The sequence below is a fragment of the Calothrix sp. NIES-2098 genome (genome assembly GCF_963875125.1).
Taxonomy (GTDB): domain Bacteria; phylum Cyanobacteriota; class Cyanobacteriia; order Cyanobacteriales; family Nostocaceae; genus Aulosira.
On record NZ_CAWNKJ010000001.1, the window covers coordinates 1017716 to 1044221 of the forward strand.

The following is a 26506-nucleotide window of genomic DNA, read 5'->3' on the forward strand; positions in this document are numbered from 1 at the left end:
TTTCTGCACTAGCTACTGAATTAACTGTAGAGTTTGGATTATTTAGCAGACTCCGTACAACAAAAATTTTCCTTTTAAATTTTACATTTTTCTCTAGTTTGCCACTGTTGTTTCAGCAAATTTTTTTGTTTATAAGTAGTGTGTTCGTAACTCTTAACCTTTCTTCACAAATAGAGGTGGATGCCAAAAAATTAATCTTTTATTTATTGTTCAGATAGGTAATTAATGTCAGAATGAACCGTCCGTTATTAGGGATGTTTTGGGATTTACTCAGCACCCTATTTTTAACCATTGTTAGTGCTTTTGTAATTAGCGCACCTACTATCAAACTAGTTTCTAGTAGTGTAGAGTCTATCTCAGAAATTAGCGCTTCATATTCTAGAAGACTCGACTCTCTATTCGCCAATAATTCTTCTGTTGGAGTACTTGCTATTTGCGTAGCTGAAGGAAATTGCGAGATTAATGGCAAGAAAACCCAGAATTATTTTCAAAATATCGATCCGGGTAATGGCTTGATAAATAGAGGTTGGTGTTCGGATCAAGGAAGAGGTGGTTCTAATTTGGCAAATGCGGATGCTGGATGTCTAAAACGCACGCAAAGCCGTATTCCTCGCCTAATCCAAAGAATGAAGCATGTAGGGCTAAATCCCGAACACTATTTAGAAGCATTTGTAAATGCAACTGATTTATGGAATCAAGCATCTCCTAGAGTTAGCGATGCTTTTCCCGCTGCTTATCGCGCTGCACTCAATCGGGGATTGCAAGGCCATGAAGCTATTTTGTGGGCAAGGGTAGAGGCTTTTCGGGATGAATCAGGAGAATTGTCAGCAGGTAACATAGATATGAATAGGGGTGTTTATAGAGGATTGTTTGGTATTTGTGCAAACCCAAATAACACCTATTATCAAAGTCGCTTGCAGACTTATCCTTTGATGTCAGAAAGCTGGCGCTGGTCTTGTATAGCGTTAGATCAAAGAAGACGGGTTAAAGCTATTCAAAGTGTCTTCAGCGTAATTAATTGAGCACAGGTATTTAGCCCAAAGCTTGTGAATTTTGATTCGCTACAAGATTCCCAACTTTTTAGAAAAGTTGGGAATCTGAACTGTTGGGGACATATTTAAATTGTGATGTTATCATTGCCTTGACGATCGATAACTAATCGCACAACTGACAGACCCAAAATTATTAAAAATAATACTAGCCCAATTGTGCAAGCATAACTAAATTCCACGTTACTAAATGCTTGTTCATACAAATAGTAAACTATGGTTTTTGAGCTATTAAGCGGGCCGCCTTGGGTCATAATGTAGACTTCTTCAAAGACTTTAGTAGCTGAAATTGCTGAAATAACTGCTACTAGAGCTAAATAAGGCCTCATTAAAGGTATAGTAATATCCCAATGTTTGCGGATACCATCTGAACCGTCAATTGCTGCGGCTTCATACACATCAGCGGGAATTGATTGTAATCCTGCTAAGTAAATTACCATGTAATAGCCTAGGCCTTTCCACACAGTCACAGCCATAACACTTGCTAAAGAAATAGGCACAATACCCAAAATTTTACTGGGGCTAGTTAGCCAGGGAATTCCTTCAGGAAATATACCCACAGCTTTAAACAACTGATTTAGTAAGCCATTTTCTGCATATAGCCATTTCCAAGCTATTCCTGCAACTACCATTGAAATGACTACTGGCGTATAATAGGCGGCTCTAAACCAATTCATTCCCCCTAATTTCTGATTGACTAAAATTGCCAAAGCTAAAGGAGCAATTACAAGAATTGGCACTACTCCTACAAGATATAAAAAAGTATTTGTCAAAGTTTGCCAAAAAACTGCATCTTGCCAAAGCTTGAGGAAGTTAGTAATACCTATCCATTGTGGTGGTTGAGCAAGATCCTCATAGCTTGTAAAACTAAGATAAAATGCTTGCAACGCAGGCCAAAAGACAGTTAAGCACAAAATTATTAAGGCCGGTAGCAAGAATAAATAAGGAGTTAGTTGGTGTCTAATCAACATCCAGTTTTTAGAGGACAATTGATTCATAAAAGTATGTTTGAGGTTTCAATAGTTAGTTGACGAACTTTAATATAAATCTGTTTAAACGTTACTGTTGAGTTTTATTTAATACTAAGTTGCAGTCTGTTGTAGTACCTCAGAATTAATGAGATTGCTTTCCTACGGTCGTAATGACAGATACTATCTTTAATTCAAACTTGGTGTAAATTCTCAATTTGAACAATAAAACTAATATTCTCCCACCTCTTCACCCTGAGATTATATAGATGTTCGCACTTGCAAGCGTACTGTCAGCACAGTAGCATAATTAATCTTGTAAAAAAGCAACTGCCCTCTGAAGATTGCCTGATATATGAGGCGAACACTCAGAGGGCATGATTTTATTGAGATACCATTGCTCGCACTTCATAGTCCACAGGACTTGGAGGGGAGATTGATGGTCAAAATGTCTAATTCCTAAGGAACGTTAATGCGATCGCTAAACTCGGAGTTATAACCTTCTTCCCCGTGTTCGTTAATATCCAGACCTTGGTATTCAGTTTCTTCCTTGACGCGCAGACCGACTGTAGCATCAATAATCTTGAGAATGATCCAAGTACCAACGGCTGCAATGATATAGGCAATCACAATGGCGGCTAGCTCGACCCCTAGTTCGCCCAAATTACCCCGCAACACGCCATCTTTACCGCCTGAGTTGACTTGTGTAGTAGCAAAGATTGCCGTTAGAATAGCGCCCACCGTACCACCAACGCCATGTACGGGGTAAGTATCTAAAGCATCGTCAACTTGTAGCTTGTGCTTGAAACTCACCGCATAGAAGCAAACAAAAGCGGTGATGAAGCCAATCAAAATTGCTGATAGGGGGGTGACAAACCCAGCAGCTGGGGTAATTCCTACTAAGCCAGCCACGGCTCCTGTAGCTGCACCTACGGCTGTTGGTTTACCGCGTAAAACTGCTTCCAAAATGAGCCACATCAAAGCTGCTGCTGCTGCTGCTGTATTAGTGGCTACAAAGGCTGTGGTGGCAATATTTGTGACGATGTTCCCGGAAGTACCACCAGAAACAGATAAGGCACTTCCAGCATTGAAGCCAAACCAGCCAAACCAGAGTAAGCCAGCACCTAGCAAAATGAAAGGAACATTGTGTGGCGGACTGAGACGATCGGGATGGTTTTTGCGAGGGCCAAGAACAATCGCTGCTACGAGGGCAGAAACACCAGAACTGATGTGAACTACTGTACCACCAGCAAAGTCAAGGGCACCCAAACCACCATACAAGCCCAAAAATCCGCCTTTTGCCCATACCATGTGAGCTAGAGGTGTATAAATAAATGTTGACCACAGCAAAACAAAAAGAGCATAGGCTCGAAAACTAATCCGTTCAACTATTGCTCCGGATATTAATGCTGGGGTGATAATCGCAAACATGGCTTGATAGATCATGAATGCTTGGTGAGGAATCGTCCCAGCATAGGAAACAACCTCAGGTGGGTTAGAGCCTTTAAGATAATCAGTCACCTCCAAACCCACACCATTCAACCCTAACCACTGCAAGCCACCGATGAAAGGCGTTCCTGGTGAAAAGGAAAGGCTATAACCCCAAAGAATCCAGGTAACTCCTACAATCGCCATCAACACAAAGCTCATCATCAATGTGTTTAGGACGTTGCGCGATCGCACAAACCCACCATAGAAAAATGCTAATCCTGGTGTCATCAGCAGAACCAGTGCTGCTGAAATCAGCATAAATGCTGTATCTCCAGTATCGGCAGTAGGCGGAGGAGTAGCGGCCGCTTGGGCTAAAGCATTGCCCATCAACGGGCCTCCCAAAAGCAATAGGGTCATAGCCCCAATCATTACAACTTTCTTCAACACTTCTTTTTGTCCCCGAACACCAACATTGTTGAGTTTCTTGTTCAGACATTAGAGTATTTTTTGATACACTTTTTGTCCGAGCAGCTATTCAACATTAGTTATTTAGAAAGGTTTATAAAAATATAATACTAATAGCATATGACAAATATTTGAATGATTATATAAAGATGCAATAATTACATTTTTTAGATTCGATTAATATAATTTTGTTTAAAAGTTATAAAAAATTTGTCTTTTTATGGTATTGGCTAGTTAGTATTACAAACTAACTCACTAGTATGATTTTAATAAATCGGAAAAATTCTCATTAGGTTTAACAGCGAAGTTGCTCATTGATATCATAATTTTTATTTCTCCTTAACACCTAACGACTGCTAGACTCAAGGTTAGCAAAGTTATCGTTATGCGATACAATCTCCTAAAAATCAGCCTTGCTTACATTCTGCGTGCATACATAATTACGAGAACACTAACCAAGCTTAAACCAACTCCTATTAAGTCGTATTTGTCTGGGGCTACACCGTCTATCTTCCATCCCCAAAGCATGGCCATAATAATAAATACACCACCATAAGCAGCATACACTCTCCCAAAATTCGCAGGTTGGAGAGTAGCTATCATGCCATATATAGCTAAAGCTATTCCACCCCCGATTCCCCACCAAATAGACTTATTTTCGCGTAACCATAACCATATTAAGTAACCACCTCCGATTTCAAATAAACCTGCCCAGAAAAAATAAAACAAGGACTTCATCATTGGTTCAATTTCTGAGTTGGGAAAGTGAAAATAAAAATCTCACCACCTGTGTGAGTATAAAAATCACAGGGGTGGATTTTTATCTAATAAAATCAACAGACTCGTAATTTAAAAAAGGAAAAATGTGAAGCGAGCTTAAAGGGTATTTGGTAAATCACGAGCTTGTGGAATGTCTCCAGAACTATAACCTTGAGAAAATCCATCTGAACTAGTTTCTGTGATAAATCCGCTGTAGGCTTCCATACCGTGTTCGCCAATATCCAAACCTTCTAATTCTTCTTGGCTAGAGACTCTGATACCTAAAGTAGCTTTCAGTACCAGCCAAAAAATACTGCTCAGAAGTACAGTGATACCACCTACAGAGAGAATGCCAACTATTTGAGGAATTAGGGTTCCGAAGCCACCACCGAAGAATAAGCCATGTGGCCCTATTGGTTTACCTGCTAAGTCAACCAGCCAAGGATAGCCACCAGGCCCAACAGCGAACAAACCAACGGCTAGAGTTCCCCAGACACCACAAACTAGGTGAACCGATGTTGCTCCTACTGGGTCATCGATACCGAGTTTGTCAAAGAAAGGGACAGAGAAAACTACCAGTATTCCGGCAACTAAGCCAATGATTACAGAACTACCAATGTTGATGTAAGCACAAGACGCAGTCACGCCAACCAAGCCAGCCAAAATACCGTTGATAATCATCGATAGGTCTGGTTTGCCCAAGTACAGCCAAGCTGCAATTGTCGCCGCAATCCCACCAACTGCTCCTGCCATGTTGGTTGTTAAAGCAATATGAGCGATCGCATTTGGGTCAGCAGCCATGACTGAACCGGGGTTGAAACCAAACCAACCCAACCACAGAATTAAACAACCTAAGGTAGCAATACTCATGTTGTGGCCGGGTAAAGCTACAACTTGCTTATCCTGATATTTACCGATGCGTGGCCCGAGAAATGCTGCTCCCATCAAAGCTGCCCAGCCGCCAACTGAGTGAACTACCGTAGAACCAGCAAAATCCCAAAAACCCATATCAGCCAGCCAGCCAGCACCCCAAATCCAGTGTCCGGTAATTGGGTAGGCAATACCTACGAGTAAGAGACTGAAAATTAAGAAGTCAATAAACTTAATTCGTTCTGCAACTGCACCAGAAACAATTGTGGCGGCTGTTCCTGCAAAAACTAATTGAAATAAGAACTTAGCTGCTAATGGCACTCCTGTCCAATTGAGAGCGCTAAAAATACCTTTGTAGGCATCTCCAGTAGCGGGACTGTTATCTGCTCCTCCGAGGAAGAAGCCATTAAGTCCAATGAAATCATTACCATCGCCAAACATGAATGCAAAACCAATTGCCCAGAAAGCTAATGTAGATAGGGCAAATACAATTAAGTTTTTGGCTAGAACGTTAACAGCATTTTTTTGACGACAGAAGCCGGTTTCTAACATACAAAAACCAGCGTTCATGAAAAATACTAAAAAGGCGGCGATCGCTACCCATAAGGTATCAATAGCAACTTTGAGTTCCGCTGTTGTTGGCCCGGCGGCTGGAGCTTGGGCAAATGCTGCATAGCCCCATCCGAAGACAATCAGAGTTGCTAAAGCTAAAGAGGCTTGCCAATTCGGAGATAGTCGTTTAATTGCTACACTGAGTAGCTGAATTTTTGATTTAGATTGCGGAGTTTTAGAGTAAGCCTTTACAGACCTACGCCTATTTTTTGTTCTTAATTTCTGTTTGTGCATGAATCTGAACATTTTACTCCTAAACCATTATTAATGGTTCAATATCTAAGTAGACAAAACTAACGCTTGAATGTTAATCAAGTCGTTTTTGATATTGATTGTTTAGGCAATTTATTTGCCTAGCAGAAAAGCAAATAACCTAAATAAAAGTTTAAGAAACTGTTGCTACTTTTGTAAATATTTTGGCAAACTTTGAGGTAACTCTTCAGAAAAAATTATTATTTAGCTTGGCAAACAGTTCGATCGTGTTCACTGAATCTTTAACTTTTAACCATGATGCTTTTGCGATCGTCTATCATTCCCCATTACAAAGTTAAAAACACGGTAGAGAGTAGAGATACATCTCCATAACACAATTTTGCAAGTTACAAAATTGGTGTTTTGAACTCATAAAAGCTGCTCTAAGGGGATAACTATATATGCATCCCCTTAGACAAATTCTTGATGAACACATTAATAAATTTGATTGATTGTCTATGTTACCAAAATCATAATTCTGTATCAGAATATACGATTTGTTTGTTTAACCGCTGACATTAGCCTCTAAATGTTTCAATTCAGTAAACTGAATTCTCTACATATCAGCAATTCCTGACATCTAGAGCCAAAATCAAAAAATTATTAATTTTTCCTACAAAACATTAATAAAACCAGGCTGCGCAGATATATGTTTCAATGTTTACATTGCATAATTAATAACAGCTAGTAAGCAGTATTATTACGAGATAAATATTTAACTTAATAACAGAAGCGAATTGCAATTAAATCTCAGTTCTGTGACAAGATTATAATTCAAGTTTTAAATATTCTTCGTAGCCCAATTGTTCAAGTTTTGCTTGCTTTGCCATTACTGATTCAGATAAACTTTTACGGTATTGTTGTACTTTCTCTAGTAATTCTGGTTGGTGAGTAGCCAGGATTTGTACCGCTAACAGACCAGCATTTTTAGCATTACCTATAGCCACAGTTGCTACAGGGATACCACCAGGCATTTGTACAATTGAATACAAGGAATCTACGCCTTGTAAGTTACGGGTAGCTACAGGCACACCGATTACAGGAAGTGGGGTTAAAGAAGCTACCATTCCCGGAAGATGAGCAGCACCACCAGCACCAGCGATAATTACCTTAATGCCACGTTGGTGTGCTTGTTGGGCATATTGCACCATGCGTTCTGGAGTACGATGAGCAGAAACGATCGCCACTTCGTGTTCAATACCAAACTCGTCACAAACTGCGATCGCATCTTTCATCGTGGGCAAGTCAGAATCGCTGCCCATAATAATACCGACAAGGGGAGCCATAGAATTTTAGATTTTGGATTTTGGATTATTACTGACTGTTGTATCTAAAATCAGATTTAGCTATTTTCCCGCCAATGTGATGACTAAAGCAACACCAAGCGCCACAGCCACAAATGTAGATATTATTAATGCCCGCATCCCAGGTTACAAAGGCTTGCAGATGCTCTTAATTAATCAACAGGGTACGATCGAGCAAATTCTGCCAATGGGTACTGTGTTCAAGCGAGTTCCTGACCCAGACTTACAAGTGTTGGATGTTGCAGGTGATTGGATTTCCTTGGGTGGTGTTGATTTACAGATTAATGGTGCGTTAGGTTTAGCATTTCCCGAATTGCAAGCAGATAACTCTCATTTATTGCCTAAAATCTCCCAATTTTTATGGGATGTGGGGGTAGATGGATTTTTACCCACCTTAGTGACAACTTCAATAGAAAATATACAGCGATCGCTAGCTGCGATCGCTGATTTTATTCAAAGTCAAAAAGCAGGTGCCCAAATTCTCGGCGTACATCTAGAAGGGCCATTTTTAAATGCTCAAAAACGCGGCGCACATCCAGCAGAATACCTCTTACCCTTAACTATTGAGCGAGTTAAGCAGGTTTTGGGTGATTATGCCCAGATTGTGAAAGTCATCACCATAGCACCAGAGTTAGATCCTACTGATGAAGTCATCCCTTATTTGCGTTCTTTAGGCATCACAGTCAGTTTAGGGCATTCTCAAGCCACGGCGAACCAAGCACAGCGTGCCTTTGAACTGGGTGCCACAATGGTAACGCACGCCTTTAATGCTATGCCACCACTGCATCACCGCGAACCAGGGTTATTAGGCGCAGCAATTACTCATCCGCGTGTAATGTGTGGTTTTATTGCTGATGGACAGCACGTTGCACCGACAATGCTGCAAATTCTGCTGCGTGCTAGCGAAGGACTGTTTCTCGTCAGCGATGCGCTGGCACCTCTAGGACTACCTGATGGTGTGTATCCTTGGGATAGTCGGCAAATAGAAGTGAAAAACGGCACAGCGCGGCTACTTGATGGCACTTTATCTGGGACGACCTTACCTTTATTGGTTGGCGTGCAGAATTTAGTGAAGTGGGGAATTTGTGATGTAGAAAGAGCGATCGCTTTAGCTACTGATGCACCCAGAAAAGCGATCGCATTACCAGGGATATCTCCCAATCAACCCGCTAATTTATTACGCTGGCATTGGGATGAAGTTACAAAAGAACTAACTTGGCAACGATTATTTAGTTAATGTTGAAGCATACTAGTTTTAAGCGATCGCGCCAGTATTAACTGCGATCGCTTCCAAATATTCGTTCTCGACATTAATACTAAATCCTTGGCTTTGAATAGAGAGGATTTAGCTTCTCTCCGACTTTTTCAACAAATTAACAAAGAAATTCAGAACAACGTAATTTCAACAATATTTTAGTTTTTTTAATATTTTCCAGTATCAGACTCTCTCAAAAATTACGTAAAAATTCGCGGTCTTTCTAAGTTTTATTGAATCAATTTTGATTCTAAGGCGCGAACTGCTTACTAATTTCTAAATTGATATTGACTATTTTTTGCGCTTATAACTTTTGGAGTATAGAGGAACCTAACTAAAGACAGTACAGAATAATTAGTTTATTCCAATAGGATGATAATCGATTAAAATGTCGATCCTTTAATGCTGAAAAATATACTACTCAAGACATAGATGTTGATTTCAAACTGGAATGTTCCACTTCCTTTAGAACAATACCTAAATCACCGAGTTGTAATATATTACTTTAGCGATGGGCAATGGATACCGATTAAGTATTGTCGTTTGTCAAAAGCAATCGAAATTTATCAACGAACTAAGCATGAGGTGGCTGGCGAAACGTTAGTGTTTCCTGTTGATTTAAACCCCAATGCTTTTAAGAATTAATTTTTTTCATCAGTCGAAATTATTTCAAACAGGTTAATTTTGGAGTCAAGTGTACAAAAATGCAATTTTCTTTTTCACCTAAACTCTATATACTATTTATGGTTAAGGTTATGAGCTTTGCTCAACTCTGGACTAGAGATTATTTCTCAATTTCCTACATGAATACTGATTAAATTTATAGAAAGACTAACGATTTAAATTACAGTTTAAACTGGATTTTGCAGCCGATTCGAGCATATACTCCAGTGAAACGACTGAGTGTAGAATCATGTTAGTTGAAGTCAAGACTTGGTATTTAGAAATGCTCGATCCCAAGTATCTGCATCCATCAGATCCAGGTAACTATGAATTGAGAATTGAGCAAGCAAAAATTCCTTCACCCGAATTTAGCCGATTTCTCTACAGTAGTGTTGGAGGTAACTACTTCTGGAGCGATCGCCTGAGTTGGAATTACGAGCGTTGGCAAAATTACTTGAATCGGAAAGAGGTGGAAACTTGGGTTGCTTATATTTCCGGTACACCAGCAGGGTACATCGAACTAGAAAAGCAGCCAGAAGATAATGTGGAAGTTGCTTATTTTGGAATCTTACCGCAATTTACTGGGCAAAGACTAGGAGGGCACTTACTAAGTGTAGGAGTTAAAAGGGCTTGGGAGATGAGAGCAAAACGAGTTTGGGTACATACTTGCAGTTTAGATAGCCCTCATGCACTAGCAAACTACCAAGCACGAGGCTTCCAAATATATCAGCAAAAGGTGCATAGTCAAGAACTACCCGATAAACCAATTGGCCCTTGGCTCGGTGCTGATAGTTAAATATTCTACGTAAATTCATGATCGCTACTCAGTGTTGCGCGGTAATAGGAAAAACACACGCAATTAGGGATCTTCTATATATATAGCTTCAGGGGATATAGTGGAGATACGCGAGATTATAGAAAGCTATGCTAAACAGTTTTTCCAGTAAAATCGTCATTGGTAGCCACTAGCACTAAGAAAAACTACATAATTTTTGATAAAAACTCGACAAGACCTGGCAGTAGCTTTATGATGAATTTAACAACTTGATGTTTGGCAAGTCGAAGTGAGGGCGAAAACCCTAGGGTATCTGCCAAAATCGCCAGAACCTTGATAAGTAAATAATTCCAGCGTTTCAAAAATTTGGGGAAATGCAAATAATTTGCAATAAGGTAGGCTGAAAATGATTAAAATTTTCGATCTGTCAAACCTCTTCCCAGAAAGCTTGCTCTGGTTGAGTTTCAATACCGAGCAGTTTCCACGAATTATTACCCCGCAAGGGGATTGAAACATTTAACTTTTGATATTTCAACAGCGATCGCTTTGGTTTCCACGAATTATTACCCCGCAAGGGGATTGAAACATTCCTCTGGTTTTGAGTTGGGCGATCGCCTGGTGGTAGCGTTTCCACGAATTATTACCCCGCAAGGGGATTGAAACATTGAACTGATTCAAGTATCATTTTATTTTGCAACTTTGGTTTCCACGAATTATTACCCCGCAAGGGGATTGAAACTTGATAATTCGTTCAGCAACACCACCAGGTTTAGTAAGTTTCCACGAATTATTACCCCGCAAGGGGATTGAAACTAATACGTCTGACGTTTAAAAGTCACTTTTATTTGGTTTCCACGAATTATTACCCCGCAAGGGGATTGAAACGTGTTGTCAACGGCGGTCTGGACGTCCGCAGGGACTGTCCCGTTAGTTTCCACGAATTATTACCCCGCAAGGGGATTGAAACGCGATCGCCTAAAAGTTACCTATTTTTTCGGTAGAAGTTTCCACGAATTATTACCCCGCAAGGGGATTGAAACCTAAACATCCCCTCGGAGACATCTTTCATTACCTGGAGGGTTTCCACGAATTATTACCCCGCAAGGGGATTGAAATACACACTAGGCGATCGCTGATGCCGCAATGATTGAAAATCATAGTTCCCACGGGGTAATTAGCCGGACATCATCATAATTTGTTTTACCAAATATAGGGTAATAGTTTATACCTAACTTTTTCTGTATAGGTATCATAGCCTTTTAGTTCTTGCTTCAAAAATTGCTCCTCAAATTGAATCCGTATAACCAGCGTCATAATTGGAACGATCGCTAGCAGAGCCGCCGCGTAGGATTCTAACCATAGGGACATACCAACCATCGTCAAAACTGCTCCTGCATACATGGGATGCCGCACAACGCTGTAAACTCCTGTATCAATCACCCTTTGTTGTCGGTCTGCCTGATGTTTTACCGCAGTTGCCGCAAAGGTATTTACTTTAAAGGATAGGGAGATAATCAACCAACCAATGATAAACATGAGCAATCCTAGTACTGAAGCGAACGCACTCGGTTCAGCAAACAAATGAAGTCGGAACACATCCAGGGGAATGAAAGCAATTAAACCTAGGAATGTCAGGATCAGTAGGTTGGCAAGAATTTTGTCAGCTAGGGGTTGTTCTTCTTGAATGGGTGGTTTGAGGCGTTCCTTTAATAATTCGTCATCTTCTCGGAAAACACCAATCATCGTTGCCAAAGTGCCAATAACGACAACACCGAGCAATACCCAAGCACGCCACCAATTCAACGTCCAGGCTGGCAAGAATAGTAAACCGCCAAAGATAATGATATTCCACATGAGCGCGCTCAAAATCTTGAAAATAAACATAATTGCTTCACTTATATGTATTTATGTCGCTAAATCAGTGAAATTATTTTGCGCATTTGAGGACATCGGTTTTGGATTCATCTCAGATTGGCAATTCAGCTTTTCAGCGATTCGCTTCAACTTGTCTGGATTCCTGATCGTGTAGACAGATTGAATGTAGCCATCGAAAATTTCAAAGGTTGTCACACTGTGAATGCGATCGTTGACAAACAAGATGATGCCAGGTTGCCCATTGATTCCAGCGATTTGACTAATCGATGTTGAAAGCCATTTACTGCGAAGTGCCAGCAGAAATTTGCCTACTTTCATCGCTCCTTGTAACGGTTTGAGAGCTGCGACAACCTTTCCACCACCATCAGACCAATAAGTAACATCTTTTGCCAGAAGTGCTAGCAAACCTTGTAAATTGCCTTGGGTGGAAGCTTTCACAAATTGCGCTGTGATTTCCTCCTGTTGCCGATCAGAGACAGGAAAGCGGGGGCGGCGATCGCTAATATGCTGGCGCGATCGCTTGAAGATTTGACGGCAGTTAGCCTGACTCTTCCCTACTATCTGGGCAATTTCATCGTAGTCATAATCAAACACTTCTCGCAGGAGAAATACAGCTCGTTCAATCGGCGATAAGCGTTCTAGAACGACTAAAAACGCCATTGAAAGCGAATCTGCCAATTCTAACTGATCAACGGGATCGGCAGTTTGTTGAGTCACGATTGGTTCTGGTAGCCACGTCCCAACGTACTTTTCTCGTTGCACGTGGGCTGAACGCAAACGATCGATACAGAGGCGGGTGGTAATGGTTGCCAGATAGGTTTTGGCAGATTTTACTGTTGTTTGGGCTGTTTGGTGCCAACGGAGGAAGGTTTCTTGCACCATGTCTTCAGCATCGGTAACAGTTCCTAACATACGGTAGGCGATCGCAAATAATAAAGAACGATGCTGGTTAAAGGTTTCGAGATCGCTCATAAAAACTGCTCTCTTCGACGGAGAGTGCTTAATGCCCAAGCGCCAATTGCACATCCGATTCCTTCGGTTAGCAATAGAAAAATCGCTGTAATGTGGAAAAGCACACCCCAAGCTGCAAACGGAATTTCAAAGATGCGATCGCTTCCAATCGCAATGAAATGATGATAGAGACCAAATAGCATGGCACTAGCCATTGAAATCAGCAACAACCAGCTACCAGCCTGTTGAAATTGTGTCCAAAATAAAATCAAGGCTGCAATTGGAGCGATCGCATAGTTCCCTCTCACAAATTAACAATATATTCAGAAATATTGGGAGAGTACAATCAACGTTTTGACTCTCCCCAATTGTCTACACAGAAAGTTTTTCAGCAACACCTTTCTTGTGCTGCAATGCTCCTGGCTCATAGCTACCCGGAAGCATTCGAGTCGTAATGGCAATACGATTCCAGCTATTGATCGTCACGATCGCCATTAGTAAATTAGCAACTTCGTCGGGAGTAAAATAACGGCTGACTTCGTTGTAAATTTCATCAGTAACTTGATGAGTCGCAATCGAGGTGACAGCTTCTGTGAACGCCAAAACTGCCCGTTCCTCATCTGTAAAAAATGGTGTTTCTCGCCAAGCATTGAGGGCGTAGATTCGTTGCTCTGTTTCACCATTGAGTCTGGCATCTTTGGTATGCATATCGATACAATACGCACAGCCATTGATTTGTGATGCGCGAATTTTAATTAGTTCCAGTAGCGTTGGGTTAATGCCACTACTTCTGACATACCGTTCTAGTTGAACCATCGCTCGGTAAGCAGCGGATTCAACTTTAAGTTCCATTCGGCTTTGCATCTTTCAACCTCTTCCTAAAATTAGGTATTCGCTTATTAGACGAATTAGGGTTACTGGTTGTGACAGATGAAAAAATAAAATTAGCCATCTAGGATAGACATTGCGATCGCACTGAAGCCAGCTAAACTCAAACCAAAGTTTGTAGCATGGGCATATTCCCACTGGTTCCTTAACTGTTGCCAATCGGTTGGTAGTGAACCTGCATTTGCCTGTTCGATCGCGACATTGACAGGCTCAATCCGTAGAAAATAGATCAGAGGAAAAGCGATCGCTAAACACAATGTACCCGCTAATGTCCACCAAAAAGCCGATTTGTGTTTTCTCACTAGAACTGTGAGTGCGATCGCCCACAGAACTGCACCTACAGTAATAAACGCCCCTGGCCCTGGCGCACCAAAATAGCGGTACAAACTATTCTGAATCGTTACATACAGTGCCCCGTCATACTGCATTTTGGCAGGTAGTTCTAAAGTATGGGCAAACTCTAACCCCATGAATAGCGCCACGAGGATAAGTGTCAGCAAACGCCAGATTTTTAGAAACATAGTTACCTCTTAAAGCCAATACAAGCAATGCTGGTGAAACGAGCTAGCCCAACCGGAAACGGCACAAACTGAAGCTGAGTTAGCCCAACTTCGTGTATGAGTTTTGATAGTTCCTCCCGGTTGAAACATCGATTTCCCCAATACCACTGAATTAACCAACCTAGTAGTCCAGACTGAGTAACGACAAGAATTAATGGTGCGCCTGGACGCAGAACTCTAACCATTTCCTGTAAGCCTTGTATCGGATCGGGCAAGTGTTCAAGCGTGTGGGCACAGATGACACCATCGAAGGAACGATCTGCAAATGGCAAAGTATTAACATCACTTTGACAAATGCGATGAGGAACATTTGCCACAGAAAGTTTTTGATCTGCTTTCTGAAGCATCTGCGATGAAATATCTACTCCTGTAATCTGCGTTTTCGGGTTAATGATTTGAGCAAATGCCAGACTAAAAGCTGCTGTGCCAATACCGCAATCACAAATAGTTAACTTGTCTTGTCCCAAAGGCAGGATATTGGAGTTTTTTAGCGATCGCCATAATTCTCTATAAGCATGGCTATAACCCAGAAACTGAAGATGCTGATGCCACCAAGAAGCAGCTTGATTATAGGTTTGAGACAGTTGCGCGTTCGTGGGATAAATTCGTTGAACTGAGATTTGCCACCATCCAATCGTCCATTCCATTGTGAAACCTCATTGATGTATGACTGTACTTTCACAATCGCTTGGAAGTTCAAATTCATCCCTGACCGAATGGATAGTTAAAAGAATAGTTTTTGCAGGAGTTCAAGCCGCAAAATTACTGGCTTAAAATTTGTTGAATATCTTCTGGGATAGTCATTTTTTCTGAGTTATTAACATTGGCTTTACCTCCTCTGAGATATCTCTTTTTTCCATACAAAAGTGTTAAGGGAATTGCCAGAAATGTTGGCAGTAATTGCCCAGCAATCTCCTTAAAATCTCTTTGTTTCCAAGCCAGCTTCAGCATATTCCAATGGGCAATTACATGAGCGATCGCATCAGTTTGTCCTAGAATATGAGCGCGTTGTAGAGCTATCCATGCTGATTCAAAGTCTTGCTCTGCAATAAATTTCTTCGCTTTGTCAAGTTCTGCGTGGAAATGTTCATATAAAATCGCTTTCATTTTATCCTCCAACTATTAAGTTGATGGGCTTCTCAATTTTTGCAAGGTGAAATAATAGGAAGCATCACCTGTCTTAAAAAGTGCATACCAGGCTTCCAAAATTGGGGTATCGTAAATATCAAGCTTTTTGAAGATGTGGTAAGCAAATTCCAACGGTGCTGTTGAGTTAGCGGTAATGACATCGCCAGCAGTCACCGCAGGTTGATTTTGATAAAAGGCTGCTCCGCGATAGTTTGTGGCTTGCAAATACTCTGAAGCATTGCTGGTGTGGGGTTTGTCATCCAAGATGCCAGCACGCGCTAACCCTGCTGTCGCGCCACAAATCGCTGCAATTGGGATACCTGAAACTAATAACGCTTTTACTGTTTCTAAGATTTCAGCATTTTTGCCTGCATTCCATACTTCCCCCCCTGGCAGAATCAGCATGGCACTTGAGTTTAGTTCGTCGAGGGTGATATCCGGTAGAATCGTCACACCCCCAATCGTTGTCACAGGTTCAGCATCTAAGCCAACAGTTTGAATGCGATAACGTCCGGGATGTTTTTGAAATGCTGGGTTGTTGATTCCCGCAACAGCAAAACCAATTTCCCAATCAGCAAGGGTATTAAATATGAATAAATGAACGATTTGCTTTTCCATACACCGCACATGGGGAAGTGGATTCTTTCGTTACCAAAAGCCCCATTTCCCCCAGCTTATCTAAATGCCGTGATTCGTTCACTAGCCGAAAGGATAGGTCTTGGAGTTGTGATTGCTGCTAGGATAAAAGCCGTAATTCTCTGGCTTTTGTCACAGCTTGAGTGCGATTTTTTACTTCTAACTTGCCGTAGATATTACGGGCGTGCCATTTGACTGCCGCCAAACTTACAAATAGTTGGTCTGCGATCGCTTGATTTGACATTCCGGTTGCTAGATAATTCAGTACTTCTAGCTCGCGGTCAGTTAATTGCTCAATCAAAGCTGGGATTAAAGTAGATTTCTTGGGCGCAAGTGAACCAAATGCAGCTAACAAACGATTCACTTCCGAGGAATGAATATTCTTGGAGACAGCCTGTTGCAATAACTCTGCCATTGGTTTTCCTTCATCCAAAAACAGACGAATGTAATTCCCTTGGTGAGGAATATTTAGGGCTTGATTCAGGTAATTGACAGATTCTTCCCTATCTCCTTGAGCCTGCAAAACCAACGCCTGTAACAGCAAAGTTTCCATCATGCGGATAGTTCGCCCACCTGCCTGAGCAAATTTATACAGTCGCTTCAGCAATCCCAGAGCATCTTGTAATTGACCGTAAGCCAGCAGCAATCTGGCATAGGTTAAGTAATTGAGTTCGGAAACAGTCGGATACTGTTCAGTGATGCTGTAGCGCAGTTTACCCTCTACACTCAGATTACTTTTCTCTACCCAAGCGATCGCGGCATCTAAATTTCCTGCTGCCAAATACAATCTCACCTTACAGGCTTCTACTGCCAGGATGGTAGGCCAAACCCACAATTGACAGTGTTCAGCTCCATGAATCGCCGCCCACGCCGCCGGAAAGTCTCCTTGCGCTTGGCGTACTCGTGCCAGTGTAATATAGCCCATCATCAATCCAGGTTGCTGATTCTGGATAGCACGCTCGATGCTTTGAGTTAGATGTTGTGCCGCATCTGCTAATTGATTTTGCTCTCTTAATAAATCAGCCAAGGCTACTTGCACCAGTACTCCGGCATAGGTTGCTAACCAACGGCGTTCCGTTGCTAGTTCTAAACCTTGCTGGCACAGGGAAGTTGCATCATCTAGTTTTCCTCGTAATGCGAGAAACTGTGCTTGTAAATAAAGCCCAGCGATCGCCGGATCGGCTGTGCCTCGTACCTTGCCAATGTAGCTAACTTCTTTAAGTAATTGCTTTGCTCCCTGATAATTATCGCCAACAAAATAAGTGACGCCCAGATTGAGAAGAATTAGCGATCGCAACCAAGAATTGTCTGACGGCAATAAATGCAAGGCTTTTTCCATGAATGCAACTGATTCTGCTGTATTTCCTTGCTGACGGGCTTGCATTCCTTTGAGTGCGACAACTAAACCCCAAAGGCGATCGCTGTTTTCAGTGGGATCAATGCCTTGATTGAGTAATCGTTCCAGAGTTTGAACGATCGCGATCGCATCTGGAAATTGGGAAGAGGTGAACGCTGCCCAAGCTTTGGCTACAAGTAACCAGGGACGACTATCAGTTAGTTGTGCGGGTAATTCGTTCAGGACATTTCGCAAAAAGAGTGCATCAATTCGAGGGTTTTCTTTTGTTTGAACTTCTTGCTCAATTAAACTGGCTGCATACTCAAACGCTTTTGCTGAAATGGCGTGTTGAATGGCTTCTGTAATATATCCCTGCTGTTCGTACCATTGGGCAGCACGATAATGATACTTCCCGCCGCCATCCGGTTCTATCCGGTGCAGAATGTGACGCAATGACTCAGCAAATAGATGGTGATAGCGATACCAGGTGTGGTTAGCGTCTAGTGTAATTACAAATAAGTTTTGACGTTCTAATTGCTCTAAAATCTCGGCTCCATTCATTCCATCTTCTCCCACAACTGCTTCACACAGGGAGCCAGACATCTGCCCAAGGATAGAAGTTCGCAGGAGAAATAATTGCAGGGGCGATGATTGCCGTTGTCAAACTTCCTCGACTAGATAATCTAAGATATAGCGCTTATTCCCTCCAAAGGAGTTAATGAATACGTCGTGAGAAATACTATCACGTAGAGAAAGCATAGCTAGTTGTAACCCAGCAACCCAGCCTTCAGTTTGCGTTTGTAGGGTTGCTATCTGAGCGTCTGTTAACGGCTGTGACACGCTCTGATGCCAGAATGTTACAGCTTCTTCATCAGTGAAGCGTAAGTCTTCTGCCCGCAGTTCGGTTAACTGACTGCGGACGCGCAATCTGGCTAAAGGTAGCGGTGGATCGACACGAGTTGCGATCGCCAAATGAATCTGTGTTGGTAAATGCTCCAGAAAAAAAGTCAGTGAGTCATGAATTTCGGGAGTTGTAATTAGATGATAATCATCCAAAACGAGAATTAATGCTGTTTCTAGTTGCGCTAATTCATTGATTAAAGGTGTTAAAAATACCTCAAATGGAAAAGGTTCGCTCGATCGCAACATCGCCAGCGTAGCTTCTCCAATATCCTGAATATTCTGCTGCAAAGCGGCAATAATATATGTCCAAAAGCGCGTGGGATCGTTATCTTGTTCATCCAAAGAGAGCCAACTTACAAATGCTTGAGTTTGATGCGCCCATTCACTCAGCACAGTTGTTTTACCAAAGCCAGCCGCAGCCGAAATTAGAATCAGCCTGCTGGTTAATCCCCAATCTAATTTCTCCCACAAACGTTTCCGCTGCACCAAAGGCGAACGTGACGATGGAAGATGCAACTTGGTTACTAACAGGGGGCTAACCATATCAAATTGAACATCTGCACAAATCCCTATTTTCAGGGTAACGAATAAACCGTTTTCTCTTCATAGAGCTATCACTTCAGTAAAGTAAGTGGACAATTTGAGAAATTACTGAAGAGGTAGATTGTAGAAAGCAGAAAGAACGATCCGCTACGATCGCATTAGTAATTAATGGTATCGAAGTATGGCAAAGCAAGACACTCCACTCACAGGAGAAGCCTTGATTAAAGAAGTGTGTCGTCGAATTCGAGTAGCCCGCAGCTATTGGGATGCTCATAACAATGCTGCTTGTCGGGGTGAGCGCGATCGCGCATTAGCCCTTTACAACACATTGACTAAGGAAGAAAAACAGCAGATACCGCAAGTTTTACGGGTATGGCTACGCTATCGCAGTGAAAAATATTTTGGCGCACATCGAACACCACCCAAATCAGCAAGAAAATCGAAATAAGCAGATTTTGGTTTTCTTAGTTCTAAGTTCTCATTTTCAATAGTTGAAAACTCTTGAATATTCAATACCCTGAATTTATTCATGAGGATTTCTTAGTTCTCTGAGAACATTTCACATTTGTTCTTTTGTTATTTGGCTTTCTCAATACAAATGGGGAGCAACGCGATAATGCTTTATGGCGATCGCAGCAGCATGAAAGCGTGAATACTCAACTCCTCATTTCTCCTCAAGAACTTACATCTCTATTAGCAGAAAACTCATCACAGATTGTCATTATCGATACGCGAAGTCAAGAAGATTATGCTATTTCTCATATTCCTAATTCAATCAATATTAGAGATTTTTTTACCTATCTTTTAGAAAATTCCTCACCAGCAGGATTTAAAAAATTACAAGAGCATTTTACAGAAATTCTCAGCAGGTTAGGAATATCTGGCACAGAATGGTTAATTGTTTATGAAGACACTTTCAATCGAGGTTATGGTCAATCTTGTCGTGCAGCTTTCTTATTGAAGTATTTGGGTTGCGCTCAGGTGTCTATTTTACACGGAGGATATAGAGCATGGTTGAGGGCTGGATTATCTACTACTGATGAAGTAGCATTACGTGAAAGTAGCATATTTAAATTGCATCCCAACCCTGAGATGATCGTGACTACCAGCGAAATGTTGGAAGCAATTAATAATCCAGAAATTATTAAATTAGATGTGCGCGATCGCTCAGAATGGGTTGGGTTAAGTTCTTCTCCCTACGCTCCTGATTTTTGCCCCCGTAAAGGTAGAATTCCTAATGCTGTGTGGCTAGAATGGCATCGTCTGATGACATCAGATTCAGAAATCTCTATGTTTCGCTCAAAAGACGAAATCTTAGAAATTTGTGAATCTGTTGGTATTACTACTAATTCTGTTGTATACGTATACTGTTTTAAAGGTTCCAGGGCGGCGAATACTTTAATTGCTCTGGAACTTGCAGGAATTTCTGCTAGAAATTATTTTGGGTCTTGGAATGAATGGTCTATTGACTTTTCGCTACCAATTGATAGCAGAGTCATCAAAGAAAATGAAAAGTAGATAAATTGCTATATCTGAATAGGCAATCTCAAAGCGGCTTTTGAGTAGGTACACCAACAGCACGAGGAAAAGTAGCTGGTGTGGTTGCTATTTTACGCAAGTACAAGCAGTGACGAATACTTTTACTTAAAGGAGTAATAAATTGTGCGATCGCTTCAATTTCACCACCCAATTGGCTAACAGTATTTTCTAAAGCTGTGGTTTCCTCTTCAGTCCAATTACCACGGTAAATTACTGCTAAACCACCTTTTTTGAGCAATGGTAGAGTGTATTCTGCACAGGCGGAAGCTGAACCGACAGCACGAATGAAGGCAAGATCGTAACTTTGTCGATGCTGAGGTTGTTGACCAATTTCTTCAGCTCTACCAACGAGAGTTTTGGCATTACTTAGACCAAGTTCAGTCAATATTTTTTCGATAAAATTAATTTTTTTGCGAGTTGAATCTAACAGTGTAATTGTGCAATTTGGTGCAGCGATCGCCACTGGAATACCAGGAAAACCTGCACCCGTGCCAATATCAATCGCAGACGCACCCTCTTTCAAGGAAGAAATAAATTGCTGCTGTGGCGCAATTCCCCGTAGCGAATCCCACAGGTGTTTCTCCCAAAACTCTTGAGGTTCGGTGATGCGAGTTAAATTTAATTGGCGGTTCCCCTCAAGAATTAATTCATAAAGCTGCTGAAATTTTAATTGCTGTTGGGCTGTAGGTTGCCAATTGAGAGTTTCTTGCCAGATTTCTGCCATTTCAGGCAATGTATTTGTCATTGGTCATTTGTCATTGGTCATTTGTTCTTCTCTCCCTCATCCCCCCACACTCCCCACACTCCTTCATCTCCTGCTTGCCCATCCCCCTAATTACACAGCCGGTTGGGGTTCTTGTACTTTAGCTTTCAGTATTGCGGGATCGACTGATTTTAGTTCACCGTGGTTGAGTGTCCAACAACTATCTGCGATCGCTAACATATCTCCGGCATCGTGTGTTACTACTAACAATGTCCAATCTTGTTTGAGCTTTGCTAATAAATTTACTAACTGCCGACGCATTGACCAATCTAAGCCGGCTGTCGGTTCATCTAATAACAGTAAATTAGGTTGGCGAATTAACTGTACCGCTAAGGCTAGACGTCGCTGCTGTCCACCACTCAATGCATGAGGTTTTGCTGACAGTGATAAATGCTCTAATCCTACTTCACTAAGCGCCTGCCTAACTTGCTCTGACCTCAATTCTGGATGGCCTAAGCGCAGTTCTTCTAAAATCGTACCGCCACAGAAATGTCGCTCTGGAAACTGAAATACCAACCCAGCCAATTGTTGTAGTTGTTCGGATAGGAGTTCCTGTTCGCGCCAGAAGACTCCGCCAGAAGTTGGTTCGGCTAGTCCAGATAAAATTTCTAGTAAGGTACTTTTACCAGAACCACTTGGCCCAATAATCAAACCTAGCTTTTGGGGTGGTAATTCCAAGTTGATGGCTTTGAGAATCGCTGTTGGGCAGGCTGTTGGGTGATAAGTCAGATTTCTGAGATAGAGCATTTGTTAAGATTACCAAAAAGTTGGCGAATAACGGATCGACTAAGCTTAACTACACTAAGAACAATTAAAAAATTCCAAAAACATTACATAGCTTATAATCTGCCTTAAAAAAGTTCTGATGAATGAGTCTTTGCTCAAAGGTCAAGAGTCATTTGTCATGGCTCTTCCGCACACTTCCTTTTCCTCCTACGTCCTTCTCTCGTGATTCATTGGGACTGCCTGACAACCCTAATCTAACAGTAAGAATCAGCTATAACAGTTCAATTTGACTCTTGAACTTACTTATCAAGACGGCGAACAGGAAACAAGGGAAGTAGAAAATTAGGCCATTGTTCCATTTTGGCAGGCTTAATCGCAAGCAATGCCTACAAATAACGTGGGAACCTGTAAAAATTACAAAAGTCGATCTCTGTATACAATTCTGGCTAAAACAGACGCAAGTTAAGGTTTATCGCTTTTTGCATTTTAAGTAACATAAACAACTATTTCAACCGCAATTATTCTGAGGATGACAATGGCTAAATGGTTTTCGGCTCCTCACGCCACTGTGTTTGCTAGAATTACAAGCTTTGCTCAAGCAACTTTTACCGCTGCGATCGCATTTAATTTATCGCTCAATCCTGCGTTTGCTGGCGATCCCTTTAGAACTAGCAACCCGCATAACATTGGTGACAAAACAGAAGCCGCATTTAAAGCAGTTTTTCAAAAAGGCAACTATCCAGAGGCAGACAGTTATATCCAACAAGCCCTATCTAGCGAGCCAAATGAACCTTTAGCCTATGCGATGAAGGCATCTTTAGCATATGCGAATAAGGATTTAAACACATTAGAAACATACAGCACAAAAACCCTAGAAATTGGACAAAAGTTGATTGCTAGCGATCCATTACGGGGTAATTTATACACAGCAGTCGGTAACTTTTTAGAAGGAGCAGTAATTATCACGCGTCAAGGTACAGGCGGTGCAGCACAAGCTTTAGGGAAGCTGCGACAAGTCTATCAATATTTAGACAAAGCAGAAGCAATTTCTGCCAACGATCCAGAACTCAATTTGATTAAAGGTTATATGGATTTACTCCTAGCTGTAAATCTGCCTTTTACTAATCCAGATGAAGCAATTCAACGTCTAGAAACAAACGCTGCTCCCCGTTATTTAGTGGATCGAGGTATTGCTATAGCCTACCGCGATCTCAAAAATTACTCCCAAGCTTTGGATTATGCCAACCGTGCTTTAAAAGCAACCTCTGATAACCCAGAACTGTATTATCTCAAAGCTCAAATTCTGAGTGCGCAAGGAAAGAGACAAAATAACCGACAAACGCTTCAAGATGCGATCGCTCATTTTGACAAAGCCTTGAGCAAAAAATCTCAACTCCCAGCGGATTTAGCCAAACAAATCGAACACGAACGCAATAGCGCTAACAATAGCCTCAAAAGTCAAAATTAGTCGAGAGTCCAGGGTCAATAGTCAAAAGTCACGAGCAAATTAATTATTTCTCCTTGTCCTCCTTGTCTCCCCACACTTCCCACACTCCCCACACTCCCTCTTCTCCCCAATCCCTAACCCCTATCCTGCTATGCTTGTTTTCAGAAAACAGTAACAAAGATATTTAACGACAATGCATATCCAATTTCGTGAATTTAATCCTTTTGATGTTTGGATTTGGCTAAAGTTCAGCACGATTCCTTCTGCACGAGAAAAGCAGTATGTAGAAGAAGTTTTCAATTCCTGGTTTTATTTAGGTAAACTAGGTGCATTTAATGCCGAAAATCTTCAAGTGCAGGAAACTGGGCTAGATATTAGCTACATGAATTATGACTCCCAAGGTTATGACAGAAGCTTATTAGCGCTCATGCATAATATGGGTGAATTTGAGTACGAAGGGGAATGGGCGCGTTGCTGGTTTGATTTAGGAACTAGTGATGCGATCGCTTTGGACATTTTAATTAATGCCCTCACCCAGCTAAGTGAAGAATATGTCACTGTTGAAGAATTGTATATCGGCGGCGAAAATGAAGATTGGCCTGTAGAAGATAGTGACAGTCGTTCGTACTCGATCTACGATAATTAATTACTTAAGCTACCAAAATGAGCAAATTAGGGGAAATCAGGGTTTTAGTCTTAGGACTGATTCGGCATGGCGATGGCGGAGCCAACGCCAAAGGCGAACGCATATTTGTTTCTGAAGGCTACGACCCTGTAGAGCAATCAACATTTTATCGCGCTTTAGGTGGTGGTGTTGATTTTGGCGAACCTAGCATTTTAGCTTTACAACGAGAATTCCAAGAAGAAATTCAAGCAGACTTAACTAATATTTGTTATCTAGGTTGTATTGAAAATATCTTTACATTTAATGGTAGGCAAGGTCACGAAATTATTTTACTTTACCAATGTGATTTTGCCGATCCCAGCTTTTATGAATTAGATAGCCTCATATTTTCTGAGTCTGAGACTCATAAACATCGGGCACTTTGGATCGATATTAACCGTTTTAAATCAGGAGAGTTAAGATTAGTGCCCGAAGAATTTTTCAATTATTTATAAAATTGCCATCGCACCCGAAAAAATTTATATGTACTGTTAGATTAACAGAAATTATTGGGTATATTATTCTCATATAACCAGCAATCAGACACATCATGCAAATGTGTTGATAGTCTATGTTGAATGCAAATAACGATCGTCAGTGTAAAAGCGGAATTTTATTGCAGACAACAATCGTAACGTTGTGAAAATGTGTTTGATGAGCAATTCCAAATTATGCTTAGTACCAATTCGCTATGAAGATAGATATTATTAGCCTACAGCGGCTAGCTTAGTATTCTAGCGCTTGGTGTTCTGCAATTTAAATGTAGACTCATGCCAACTCGTAGAAATAAGTATCCAAGGGAAATAGTTGAAAAAGTTAACTACTAACCTCGATCTTGACCATGCCTTGTGAACCTATTTTAATTCCGTAGATCTACAACCTTTACCTCAGCTTAAAGTACTCTTGCTTTCACCCAATCTGAAGTCTTTATTTCAAGTATTATATGAGCTTATATGAGCTTGAACTAAGCCAAAGTTGAGTTGTTAGTTGTTTAGATAAAAATTTTATGTATTTTTGTAACAAAAATAACAATTTACTAGATATTCAATGCCTTAAAATGGACTGCCTTGACAGTATAATCCTCAGGTAATCTGGCGAAAGTAAGAGCAAATACCGCTTGTACAGACAAAAGTCCATCTCTTGTATGTATACAACTCCATCTCAGGATACTGTGCATTTTCATAACTAGAGATTTAGACTCAAGATATAAGATTGGTATAGAGAATATAAGTAATTAATAACTGGAAACTATACCATCTTTATAATTTCTTTGTTATTTTGTATTTAACTGGACAGTTCTCTAGGGTGTGGTGCGTTTAAATAACCATTAGTTGCACCATTTATCCCGCGACTAACATGCAAATTAGCATTTTGTCCTTACCTAATTTTTATTGCCAAGCACCAGATAAATTGCATAGCGAAAAAGTCTAGGTAAAACCAAACTGCTAATTAGTTCATCTAAAACAAAAAACCTGACTTATGAATATGATTAAAACCGCAAATCAAAGTATTATTCTCTCTGCTTTTATTAGCCCTGTTAGCGAAACTGTTAATCATCCCCAATTCGCTAAACCTAAATTTGATTTATTACAACCGTTACGCCAATGGCTCGATGAACTCGAAATCCAGAATCGTAAATTAGCGAAATTGATTGCTAAATTAATTCCGGCTCAGTGTCCCTTTGAGCGCGATATCGTGGTATTTGGTCGCAAGATTGCTCACATTCCCCCGATGTGCAAGCTCAATCCGCTTTACGATCAATTCGTCGGCTTGCGTTTTCGCGCTTTATGCTATTTAGTAGATAAATGTGGAGAAGATATTCAGTCCTACTGCTAAAAATAGATCGATTACGGCATGGAAATTAAAATTGAGCATCAACCTAGTCAAGAACGCCTTAATCAGTTAGGTGTTGCAAAATGGGGAATTTGGCAAAAAGAAGTTTCAAAATTTCCTTGGACTTATGATACTCAAGAAACTTGCTACTTTTTAGCAGGGGAAGCAATCGTTACACCTGATAGCGGACAGCCAGTGCAAATAGGTAAAGGAGATTTAGTAATCTTTCCGGCTGGAATGTCCTGTACATGGCAAATTATCAGCGATGTCAAAAAACATTATTACTTTGACTAGGCAATAAATCGGAGTAA

28 protein-coding genes and 1 CRISPR repeat array are annotated in these 26506 nt (G+C 41.0%); of the genes, 11 read left to right on the forward strand and 17 right to left on the reverse strand.

The window, feature by feature from the left end; translation table 11 throughout:
- The first annotated feature begins 233 nt into the window (after positions 1-233).
- Positions 234-1022, forward strand: coding sequence for a hypothetical protein (locus tag AACU33_RS04240; protein ID WP_096587188.1), 789 nt, complete (start codon positions 234-236; stop codon positions 1020-1022).
- A gap of 95 nt (positions 1023-1117) precedes the next feature.
- On the opposite strand, the gene AACU33_RS04245 is transcribed toward AACU33_RS04240, so the two are convergent.
- From AACU33_RS04245 to purE, 5 genes are all read right to left on the reverse strand, one after another.
- Positions 1118-2047, reverse strand: coding sequence for a carbohydrate ABC transporter permease (locus tag AACU33_RS04245; RefSeq protein ID WP_096587189.1), 930 nt, complete (start codon positions 2045-2047; stop codon positions 1118-1120).
- Positions 2048-2476: 429 nt separating this feature from the next.
- Entirely contained in the window at positions 2477-3865 is a 1389-nt protein-coding gene (locus AACU33_RS04250) for an ammonium transporter (RefSeq protein ID WP_445291746.1), read from the reverse strand.
- 465 nt (positions 3866-4330) lie between these two features.
- Positions 4331-4654: a YnfA family protein gene (locus AACU33_RS04255; RefSeq protein WP_096587191.1), complete on the reverse strand. Its 324-nt coding sequence runs from the start codon at positions 4652-4654 to the stop codon at positions 4331-4333.
- A gap of 135 nt (positions 4655-4789) precedes the next feature.
- Positions 4790-6388 (reverse strand): ammonium transporter, encoded by a 1599-nt coding sequence (locus AACU33_RS04260; protein WP_096587192.1) that lies wholly within the window; start codon positions 6386-6388, stop codon positions 4790-4792.
- 785 nt (positions 6389-7173) lie between these two features.
- Complete coding sequence (gene purE, locus AACU33_RS04265; protein WP_096587193.1) at positions 7174-7692, reverse strand: 5-(carboxyamino)imidazole ribonucleotide mutase; 519 nt, start codon at positions 7690-7692, stop codon at positions 7174-7176.
- Positions 7693-7771: 79 nt separating this feature from the next.
- Between purE and nagA the strand changes: the two genes are divergently transcribed.
- From nagA to AACU33_RS04280, 3 genes are all read left to right on the forward strand, one after another.
- Positions 7772-8947 carry an N-acetylglucosamine-6-phosphate deacetylase gene (gene nagA / locus AACU33_RS04270; protein WP_096595127.1) on the forward strand — a complete coding sequence of 392 codons (1176 nt, stop codon included), beginning with the start codon at positions 7772-7774 and terminating at the stop codon, positions 8945-8947.
- 450 nt (positions 8948-9397) lie between these two features.
- Positions 9398-9610, forward strand: a complete 213-nt coding sequence (locus AACU33_RS04275) for a hypothetical protein (protein ID WP_096587194.1) — start codon at positions 9398-9400, stop codon at positions 9608-9610.
- 268 nt (positions 9611-9878) lie between these two features.
- Positions 9879-10424, forward strand: coding sequence for a GNAT family N-acetyltransferase (locus AACU33_RS04280; RefSeq protein ID WP_096587195.1), 546 nt, complete (start codon positions 9879-9881; stop codon positions 10422-10424).
- A 456-nt stretch (positions 10425-10880) separates the two neighbouring features.
- Positions 10881-11519: direct repeats of the CRISPR family, unit length 37 nt; unit sequence GTTTCCACGAATTATTACCCCGCAAGGGGATTGAAAC.
- Positions 11520-11603: 84 nt separating this feature from the next.
- On the opposite strand, the gene AACU33_RS04285 is transcribed toward AACU33_RS04280, so the two are convergent.
- The 10 genes from AACU33_RS04285 to AACU33_RS04330 form a co-directional block, all read right to left on the reverse strand.
- Complete coding sequence (locus tag AACU33_RS04285; protein WP_339375757.1) at positions 11604-12257, reverse strand: methyltransferase family protein; 654 nt, start codon at positions 12255-12257, stop codon at positions 11604-11606.
- 51 nt (positions 12258-12308) lie between these two features.
- Positions 12309-13250 (reverse strand): RNA polymerase sigma-70 factor, encoded by a 942-nt coding sequence (locus AACU33_RS04290; protein ID WP_096587197.1) that lies wholly within the window; start codon positions 13248-13250, stop codon positions 12309-12311.
- The gene (locus AACU33_RS04295) at positions 13247-13537 is read right to left on the reverse strand and encodes a hypothetical protein (protein WP_096587198.1); all 291 of its coding nucleotides are present in this window, start codon (positions 13535-13537) and stop codon (positions 13247-13249) included. The genes AACU33_RS04290 and AACU33_RS04295 overlap by 4 nt, the downstream gene beginning before the upstream one ends.
- 64 nt (positions 13538-13601) lie before the next feature.
- A complete protein-coding gene (locus AACU33_RS04300; protein WP_339375758.1) occupies positions 13602-14093 on the reverse strand; it encodes a carboxymuconolactone decarboxylase family protein in 492 nt (163 codons plus the stop codon).
- Positions 14094-14173: 80 nt separating this feature from the next.
- Entirely contained in the window at positions 14174-14638 is a 465-nt protein-coding gene (locus tag AACU33_RS04305; RefSeq protein ID WP_096587199.1) for an anthrone oxygenase family protein, read from the reverse strand.
- Between the two features lie 2 nt (positions 14639-14640).
- Entirely contained in the window at positions 14641-15324 is a 684-nt protein-coding gene (locus AACU33_RS04310; protein ID WP_096587200.1) for a class I SAM-dependent methyltransferase, read from the reverse strand.
- A 115-nt stretch (positions 15325-15439) separates the two neighbouring features.
- Positions 15440-15784: a DUF3703 domain-containing protein gene (locus AACU33_RS04315; RefSeq protein ID WP_096587201.1), complete on the reverse strand. Its 345-nt coding sequence runs from the start codon at positions 15782-15784 to the stop codon at positions 15440-15442.
- A 15-nt stretch (positions 15785-15799) separates the two neighbouring features.
- Entirely contained in the window at positions 15800-16423 is a 624-nt protein-coding gene (locus AACU33_RS04320; protein WP_096587202.1) for a type 1 glutamine amidotransferase family protein, read from the reverse strand.
- Positions 16424-16541: 118 nt separating this feature from the next.
- Complete coding sequence (locus tag AACU33_RS04325; RefSeq protein ID WP_339375759.1) at positions 16542-18380, reverse strand: LuxR C-terminal-related transcriptional regulator; 1839 nt, start codon at positions 18378-18380, stop codon at positions 16542-16544.
- 57 nt (positions 18381-18437) lie between these two features.
- The gene (locus AACU33_RS04330; RefSeq protein WP_096587203.1) at positions 18438-19223 is read right to left on the reverse strand and encodes a hypothetical protein; all 786 of its coding nucleotides are present in this window, start codon (positions 19221-19223) and stop codon (positions 18438-18440) included.
- Positions 19224-19404: 181 nt separating this feature from the next.
- On the opposite strand from AACU33_RS04330, the gene AACU33_RS04335 reads away from it, so the two are divergent.
- Positions 19405-19671 (forward strand): Precorrin-3B methylase, encoded by a 267-nt coding sequence (locus tag AACU33_RS04335; protein WP_096587204.1) that lies wholly within the window; start codon positions 19405-19407, stop codon positions 19669-19671.
- A gap of 200 nt (positions 19672-19871) precedes the next feature.
- Positions 19872-20741 carry a rhodanese-like domain-containing protein gene (locus tag AACU33_RS04340; protein WP_096595130.1) on the forward strand — a complete coding sequence of 290 codons (870 nt, stop codon included), beginning with the start codon at positions 19872-19874 and terminating at the stop codon, positions 20739-20741.
- 28 nt (positions 20742-20769) lie between these two features.
- Here AACU33_RS04340 and rsmG read toward each other — a convergent pair whose 3' ends face one another.
- Both rsmG and AACU33_RS04350 read right to left on the reverse strand, forming a co-directional pair.
- On the reverse strand, positions 20770-21507 hold the full coding sequence (gene rsmG / locus AACU33_RS04345) for a 16S rRNA (guanine(527)-N(7))-methyltransferase RsmG (protein ID WP_096587205.1): 738 nt from the start codon (positions 21505-21507) through the stop codon (positions 20770-20772).
- 90 nt (positions 21508-21597) lie between these two features.
- Positions 21598-22272, reverse strand: a complete 675-nt coding sequence (locus tag AACU33_RS04350) for an ABC transporter ATP-binding protein (protein WP_096587206.1) — start codon at positions 22270-22272, stop codon at positions 21598-21600.
- Positions 22273-22786: 514 nt separating this feature from the next.
- Between AACU33_RS04350 and AACU33_RS04355 the strand changes: the two genes are divergently transcribed.
- The 5 genes from AACU33_RS04355 (at position 22787) to AACU33_RS04375 (ending at position 26489) form a co-directional block, all read left to right on the forward strand.
- The gene (locus tag AACU33_RS04355) at positions 22787-23719 is read left to right on the forward strand and encodes a Sll0314/Alr1548 family TPR repeat-containing protein (protein WP_096587207.1); all 933 of its coding nucleotides are present in this window, start codon (positions 22787-22789) and stop codon (positions 23717-23719) included.
- Between the two features lie 172 nt (positions 23720-23891).
- On the forward strand, positions 23892-24344 hold the full coding sequence (locus AACU33_RS04360; protein ID WP_096587208.1) for a DUF3531 family protein: 453 nt from the start codon (positions 23892-23894) through the stop codon (positions 24342-24344).
- 17 nt (positions 24345-24361) lie between these two features.
- Positions 24362-24817: an NUDIX hydrolase gene (locus AACU33_RS04365; RefSeq protein WP_096587209.1), complete on the forward strand. Its 456-nt coding sequence runs from the start codon at positions 24362-24364 to the stop codon at positions 24815-24817.
- A gap of 1030 nt (positions 24818-25847) precedes the next feature.
- Positions 25848-26198: a Mo-dependent nitrogenase C-terminal domain-containing protein gene (locus AACU33_RS04370; RefSeq protein WP_096587210.1), complete on the forward strand. Its 351-nt coding sequence runs from the start codon at positions 25848-25850 to the stop codon at positions 26196-26198.
- Positions 26199-26216: 18 nt separating this feature from the next.
- Positions 26217-26489, forward strand: a complete 273-nt coding sequence (locus tag AACU33_RS04375; protein WP_096587211.1) for a cupin domain-containing protein — start codon at positions 26217-26219, stop codon at positions 26487-26489.
- The last annotated feature ends 17 nt before the right edge of the window (positions 26490-26506 follow it).